Below are 6028 nucleotides of genomic sequence, written 5' to 3'. Positions count from 1 at the left end.
TTCCTAAAGCCTTGAGTAAGTATTCCTAAGACCCTGAGTGAATATTCCTAAAGCCTTGAGTAAGTATTCCTAAGACCCTGAGTGAATATTCCTAAAGCCCTAAGAAAGTATTCCTAAGGCTCTTAGGAAGTATCTCTTCAGGTCTTAGGAAGTATTACTTAGCCTCTTAGGAAGTATCTCTTTAGGTCTTAGAAAGTATTCCTTTTGCCTTAAGTTTATTGCAATAAACAAAAAAACGGCATGCCGTTTAGACATGCCGCAGAGACTGTTTTTAATAGTCTCTTTTAGCTTATTGTAATTTCTTTAATAAAGCTGCCGTTGTATAGGATTGTGTTTGGCTTTGCCCTTATGCTGACCTTGTATGAACCGCTTTCAATGTCGGCTGGAAGCATTGCGTCAATCCGCTTGTTTTTGTTCCAGATGTAGTTTTCAAGCCTTATTGAAACATCTCCCTTTGTAAGGAAAATTCCCTGCTCGCTGTCATTTTCGTCAAGTTTAAGGTACTCGCCGATTATCCTGATTACGTTTCCTGGCTTTGCATCTTTTAATGCGGCTCCGTTTACGTTCTGGATTTCTTCTATCGACGGAATCATCTTGTATCTTCCTGACACACGCTCTGTTTTTGTGTTTGCAAGCACTGTCTTTGCTACGGAGCTGTCCACAGTGAGCTTTAGGTTTAGATCGTGGTCATTGCCGGAAAGGTGCGGCTCAAAAGAAGCAAGCTTGTCATTTGCTGTTCCTTTTGCGCAGATATAAACCTGTCCAAACGGGCAGTATACTTTGTAGCCAAGCTGCACATAGCGAATAACAACTTCCTTGTACACATTCATTGCTCCTGCGATGTCGGCCTTTGTTATAGTCGTGTTGTTTTTTGCCATCTCATCGATGAGCTCATCAAATGTGAGCACTCCGGAATTTTCTGAATAGAAATGGTAAGGGGACTTTGCATTGGCTGTCTTGTTCTCTCTTAATGAAATCTTTAACATAATTTTCTCCCGCCGGACTTGCAGGCGCCTTGCTTGCCCGGCATTTTGTTTTTTGAGGCAGAAGTCCGCAACGCGGAGGTTTTGTCTGCCGTTCGTTGTGTACAATATACAGCTCGTCAAAGCCCTTGAATTGATAACATTTACGCGCTGTTTTATGAGCGTAAAAGCTATCATTTTGGGCTCATGTTTTGGCTTTATCTTCTTGTAAAAGGTTTTCGCATTAACTGCGCAAGCCAATATTTTTACATGGAGGCGGCTATGGAAAATGAGTTGCTTACAAAGCTCTACGGAGAGTTCTGCTCTATGCGTGGAGAAATGTGCGAGTTCAAGAACAGAACTCTTGAGCGTCTGGAGGCTTTGGAAACAAGCCTTAAAAAATCTTCCGCAGAAAAGGCGGCTAGGATTTGCCAGATTGTTTCTATTGGTACAGGAGCGGTTGCCCTTGCTTCTGCAGGATTCGCTGTGTTAAAAGCATTCTTGGGAGGTGCGGCATGAGCATTCAGCAAAGGTACTTTGAGGAACTAAGAAAGTTTGAGGGCGCGCCTTATGTGTGGGGCGGTTCTTCTCCAAGCGGAAGCGACTGTTCTGGCTCTGTATGCTCCGCTGTTAGCCGCTCTCTTGGAATAAGGCTTCGTGTTACAGCAGATGAATTATATAGAAGATTTTTTACAGAAAATGTAAAAAGCTTTTGCGGCTCAAATTTCCTATATGCGGCGTTCTTTCTTGATGAGCGGGGCAGGGCGGTTCATGTGGCGGGCTGGTGCGGAGCTTGCTATGTAAATGTTTCACGGCTTGAAAGCGGTGGGCGCGGCGCATTCCGCAGTGAAAGCGAAATGAAGCTGATGTATTCTCATTTAAAGATGATAAAAAGGGGGCTTGCTGTATGACAAAGATTGAGCGCGTTGATTTTTCTTATGCAGAGCTTTTTCAGAATGTATTGAAAAGGCTGCTTCTTTTGGCAGGAAAACTTGCAGGCTACAAGGGATTTGCAGTTTTAATTGCGACAGTGCTTCTTGGGCTTGGATATATCGGAGAAGCTGCCTGGGCTTCTGTTGTGATTTCCGCTCTCTGCGGAGCTGTGCTGCCAAAAACGCTGGGCGGTTGTGCCGCTGTGGATTCATCTATGGATATAGGAGGTAAAGAAAATGAGCCATTCGCATATAATGCAAAAAACAGCCGCCGTGGTTCTGGCGGTAAACGTGGTTTTTCCTGCGAGCGCAGAAAAATTATTTCTGATGGAAAAAGCAGAATCAGAAGAGCAATTGAAAACGCAGGACTTGCCTCTGGATCAGGCTCTGGACAATGACGAGCTTGTAGCTGAGCTTGAAAGAATCCTTGAAGAAACGGTCGATGAAGCCTTGCTTTTGCAGCAGGAGTGGCTGAAAGCGCAGTTTGAAAAGGAAAACAGGCGCATTCTTAAAAGCCGCGCGTTCTGGAGAAAAACAGCCATGTGTGAGCTTGCTGTTATTATAGGGGCAGCATTTACAGGATGCGTTATGTACAGGCTTAGAAACTAGCAGAGATTCCCCGATCGAGCCGGGGAATGACAAGGGAAAAACATTTTTGCAAGCGTGGTTTTGCCGGACTGACGCGGACCTAATATTGTAACAACAGGAAAATATTCGGCGCAACGTTTTAATTCTTGCTCTATTTCTCGTTTTGTGTTCTGCATGATAAAATTATATAAAAAATGGTACAAATTTCAAGTTCAACTTTGGATTTGTACCAAAATAATAATTTCATTACACAAACATTGCCTAATCCATCAGTTCTTCAATTTCTTGTTTGTTTGGCATTACGCAAAGGAATACTTTTTTATTGGAATAAGATTATTTAATAGCCCAAATGTCGAGTTTTGATAAGAACAGTAATTTAAGTGTCATTCCCGTGCTTACGACATGGGAATCTGTTGGAAATTTTCAATAGATTATCAACCGAGTTTCTTTCAGAAACATCGCAGGGTCAAGCCCGATAATGACGCTAAAATTTAAAACTCGAAATTAAGGGTAGCTATTAAAAAGTAGAAATCAGTACATAAATCCCAGCAGCCAGATAGGAATCCGCCGGTCTGTGCCAAATTCTATGTCATCGGCGATAATGTATGAGTCTGGAACTGATTGAATTTGTTTACGCTTTTTGTTTTTTCCGCCTACTTCAAAAGTGTATTTTGAGTCTACAAAGAAATCGCTTTCCTCTGAAAAATCAACTTTATGGGAATGTAAGAGCTGGTTTAGAACAAAAGTTTCCCGGCGGCTACCTGTATTGGCGTTTTTTCCGTTAAAAAGTTCAGTAAGGTTTGTATTTTCCATCAGTATCTTTTCGGGCTTTTCAAGGACACTTAATCCACGTGATTTTTTATAAAGCTGATTTATAAGTTTTGCGTCTTCCAGATATTTTAAATATATGAGCAAGGTCTGCCTTGAGATTCCAATTTTTGCAGCAAGCTGTGTTATGTTTGGAATGAATGGAGCTGATTCTCCTATGACAGCCAAAAGTTTCTTTATCCTCGGAATATAGGCGATTTCCAGACCGCGGAGCATGGGAAGCTCAACTTCAAGAATCATGTTCAGGGTCTCATTCAGGCGGTTAAAATAATCGTCTTTTCCTTCCAAAAAATATGGATAATAGCCAAAAGACAGATAATCGTCAAAAAATTCAAACGGCTTTATTTTTGATGCGATTTCTGCGGAAATCTGCTCGTTATTCTTTAGTATCTCTTCGAGTGTAAAAATTGGAAAATCCTGTGATTTTATTAGCGAAAGATACTCGCGGAAAGAAAGCCCTGTCAGCTCATAAACTAAAGTTCTGCGGCTTAAATCCGCTCTGCCGTTCAGGATTTCAAGCAAGGAAGAACCTGTGAAGGCAATGTGAAGCTCTGGAAAATCATCATAAAGATTTTTGATTTCCTTTGACCAGTTTTCATATTTATGCACTTCATCAAGAAAAAGATGAGTTCCGCCATGGCTTACAAATTTTTCCGCAAGTTCAACAAGTGTGTTGTTTGAAAAATAAATGTTGTCAAGGCTTACGTAAAGAACTTTGTTCAGGTTGTTGGTAAAAGTCTTTTTTATGTGTTGCAAAAATAATGTTGTTTTTCCAGTTCCTCTTGAGCCTCTTATGCTTATAAGCCGCGCATTCCAGTTTATCTTTCTTTCTAGTTCGCGCTCAAATGTTGGAAGTGGAGCAGTCATTTTTTTCCTGAAAGTCTCTATTAATTTTTCCATAGCCTGATTTTATAGTATATTGTTCAAATTGTTAAGTGGTCTTAACAGTTTACGGTCAATTTTGTTAAGTTGACTTAACAAAATTGACTGGACTTCATTTGTTGACAGAAAGAAATGCTAAGCACGGCAATCTTGCTAGAGGATTATCGGGTCAAGCCCGATAATGACACTAAAAATTAAAACTCGAAATTGAACCTTGTAGAAAAATGTTCATGTTTTGTGCATGGCATAGCTAGATTTTGTTCATATTTTGTGTATAGAGCGTTTGAATTTTATCCATATTTTGTGTATTCTGTAGATATGGAAAATGCAATCAGGCGGAAGATACTGGATTTTCTGGCAAAATGGAGAAGCTCGGAAAATCATTTGCCTTTGATTATCCGCGGGGCAAGGCAGATTGGCAAGACTTACTCAGTCCGGCAGTTTGGAGAAAACTATAAATCTTTTGTGGAAATAAATTTTGTTGACAGCCCTGAATACAAAGATATTTTTTCGAGGGGATATTCAACTGATGAGGTTATAAAACGCATTTCTTTTCATAATCCAAAGTTTAAGTTTATACCTAAAGAAACCCTTATTTTTTTTGATGAGATGCAGGAGTATCCTGACTGCTCCACAAGCCTTAAATTTTTTGCCGAGGACGGACGTTTTGATGTTATTTGCTCAGGCTCAATGATGGGACTGAATTACAATCGGATTTCTTCAAACAGCGTTGGCTATAAAATTGACTACCAAATGTACTCGCTTGATTTTGAAGAATATCTTTGGGCAAAAGGCTATGACGAAAGTTTTACGGAAGAGCTGTATTCTCACTTAAAGAATCTTGAGCCTTTTTCTAAAGAAGAATTGAATCTTCTGAATGACTATTTTTTGGAATATGCTGTTATTGGTGGAATGCCGGCCGTTGTAAAACGTTTTTTGATTGATGGAAATTACTCAAATATACTTCCTCTTCAAAGCCAGCTTGTGCGTGATTATGAGGAGGACATCACAAAATATGCAGAAGGACTTGATAAAACGAAAATCAAAAACATTTACAGGAATATTCCGGTGTTTCTTGCGCAGGAAAACAAGAAATTCAAGATTACAAAAGTGGCAAAAAACGCAAGGTCGCGGGATTATGTCGGCTGCGCAGAATGGCTAAGAGATGCTGGCGTTGTGAACCTTTGTTTCTGTCTTAACAATGTGTGCCTGCCTTTAAAAGGTAACTACGATGAGTCAAAATATAAGATTTATTATCATGATACAGGACTTTTAATGGCAAATCTTGACGAGGAGTCTTCTGAGGATTTACGGAAAAACAAGAATCTAGGGGTTTTTAAAGGCGCGATTTATGAAAATCTGGTTGGCCAGATGCTAAAAACGGCAGGCTTTGACTTATATTATTATAAGAAAGAAAATGCCCAGCTTGAGATGGACTTTTTTGTGCGTACAACAGAATCTCTGGTTCCTGTTGAAGTAAAGGCAAAAGACGGTCCTACAGCATCGCTTAACAATCTTATAAAATATCCGTCATACAAAGATGTGCGCTTTGGAATAAAGCTTTGCAATAAAAACGTAGGATTTAACGGGCGGTTTTACACAATTCCATATTTCTGCGCTTTTTTGCTAAAGCGATTCCTGCGTGAAGATTTTGTAGTTGCAACAAACAGGGAAAAGCCAGGCTGTGCGTTGCTAAGTTAAAAACTGCAAATATTGACACTGAAATATTTTTACAATAAAATACTGTTAAGGACTTGACGAGAATTTATCAGTTTGCTAGCCTCTATTGCTCTATTGCTCTATTGCTCTATTGCTCTATTGCTCTATTGCTCTATT

7 protein-coding genes are annotated in these 6028 nt (G+C 39.9%); 5 read left to right on the top strand and 2 right to left on the bottom strand.

The window, feature by feature from the left end:
• Nucleotides 1-284: 284 nt before the first annotated feature.
• Nucleotides 285-986, bottom strand: coding sequence for a DNA-binding domain-containing protein (locus tag Q0N70_RS12130; protein ID WP_294017126.1), 702 nt, complete (start codon nucleotides 984-986; stop codon nucleotides 285-287).
• A 258-nt stretch (nucleotides 987-1244) separates the two neighbouring features.
• Here Q0N70_RS12130 and Q0N70_RS12125 point away from each other — a divergent pair, with 258 nt between their 5' ends.
• From Q0N70_RS12125 to Q0N70_RS12110, 4 genes are read left to right on the top strand one after another with little or no spacing between them, the layout of a single operon-like run.
• A complete protein-coding gene (locus tag Q0N70_RS12125; protein WP_294017123.1) occupies nucleotides 1245-1481 on the top strand; it encodes a hypothetical protein in 237 nt (78 codons plus the stop codon).
• A complete protein-coding gene (locus Q0N70_RS12120) occupies nucleotides 1478-1873 on the top strand; it encodes an NlpC/P60 family protein (RefSeq protein WP_294017121.1) in 396 nt (131 codons plus the stop codon). The genes Q0N70_RS12125 and Q0N70_RS12120 overlap by 4 nt, the downstream gene beginning before the upstream one ends.
• Nucleotides 1870-2292 (top strand): hypothetical protein, encoded by a 423-nt coding sequence (locus Q0N70_RS12115; RefSeq protein WP_294017118.1) that lies wholly within the window; start codon nucleotides 1870-1872, stop codon nucleotides 2290-2292. Before Q0N70_RS12120 ends, Q0N70_RS12115 begins: the two co-directional genes overlap by 4 nt.
• Nucleotides 2249-2503 carry a hypothetical protein gene (locus Q0N70_RS12110; protein WP_294017116.1) on the top strand — a complete coding sequence of 85 codons (255 nt, stop codon included), beginning with the start codon at nucleotides 2249-2251 and terminating at the stop codon, nucleotides 2501-2503. Before Q0N70_RS12115 ends, Q0N70_RS12110 begins: the two co-directional genes overlap by 44 nt.
• Nucleotides 2504-3013: 510 nt before the next feature.
• On the opposite strand, the gene Q0N70_RS12105 is transcribed toward Q0N70_RS12110, so the two are convergent.
• Nucleotides 3014-4210, bottom strand: coding sequence for an AAA family ATPase (locus tag Q0N70_RS12105; protein ID WP_294017114.1), 1197 nt, complete (start codon nucleotides 4208-4210; stop codon nucleotides 3014-3016).
• Between the two features lie 300 nt (nucleotides 4211-4510).
• On the opposite strand from Q0N70_RS12105, the gene Q0N70_RS12100 reads away from it, so the two are divergent.
• Nucleotides 4511-5893, top strand: coding sequence for an ATP-binding protein (locus tag Q0N70_RS12100; RefSeq protein WP_294017112.1), 1383 nt, complete (start codon nucleotides 4511-4513; stop codon nucleotides 5891-5893).
• Nucleotides 5894-6028: the final 135 nt, after the last annotated feature.

The organism is uncultured Treponema sp., assembly GCF_945873775.1.
In the GTDB taxonomy this organism is placed as follows: Bacteria; Spirochaetota; Spirochaetia; order Treponematales; family Treponemataceae; genus Treponema_D.
The sequence above is the reverse complement of the archived record's forward strand: the minus strand, read 5'-3'. Positions and strand labels throughout refer to the sequence as shown.

Bases quoted from the DNA above. Each gene is read 5' to 3' on its own strand.
- Q0N70_RS12130 (WP_294017126.1), bottom strand. From the start codon at position 986: ATGTTAAAGATTTCATTAAGAGAGAACAAGACAGCCAATGCAAAGTCC.
- Q0N70_RS12125 (WP_294017123.1), top strand. From the start codon at position 1,245: ATGGAAAATGAGTTGCTTACAAAGCTCTACGGAGAGTTCTGCTCTATG.
- Q0N70_RS12120 (WP_294017121.1), top strand. From the start codon at position 1,478: ATGAGCATTCAGCAAAGGTACTTTGAGGAACTAAGAAAGTTTGAGGGC.
- Q0N70_RS12115 (WP_294017118.1), top strand. From the start codon at position 1,870: ATGACAAAGATTGAGCGCGTTGATTTTTCTTATGCAGAGCTTTTTCAG.
- Q0N70_RS12105 (WP_294017114.1), bottom strand. From the start codon at position 4,210: ATGGAAAAATTAATAGAGACTTTCAGGAAAAAAATGACTGCTCCACTT.
- Q0N70_RS12100 (WP_294017112.1), top strand. From the start codon at position 4,511: ATGGAAAATGCAATCAGGCGGAAGATACTGGATTTTCTGGCAAAATGG.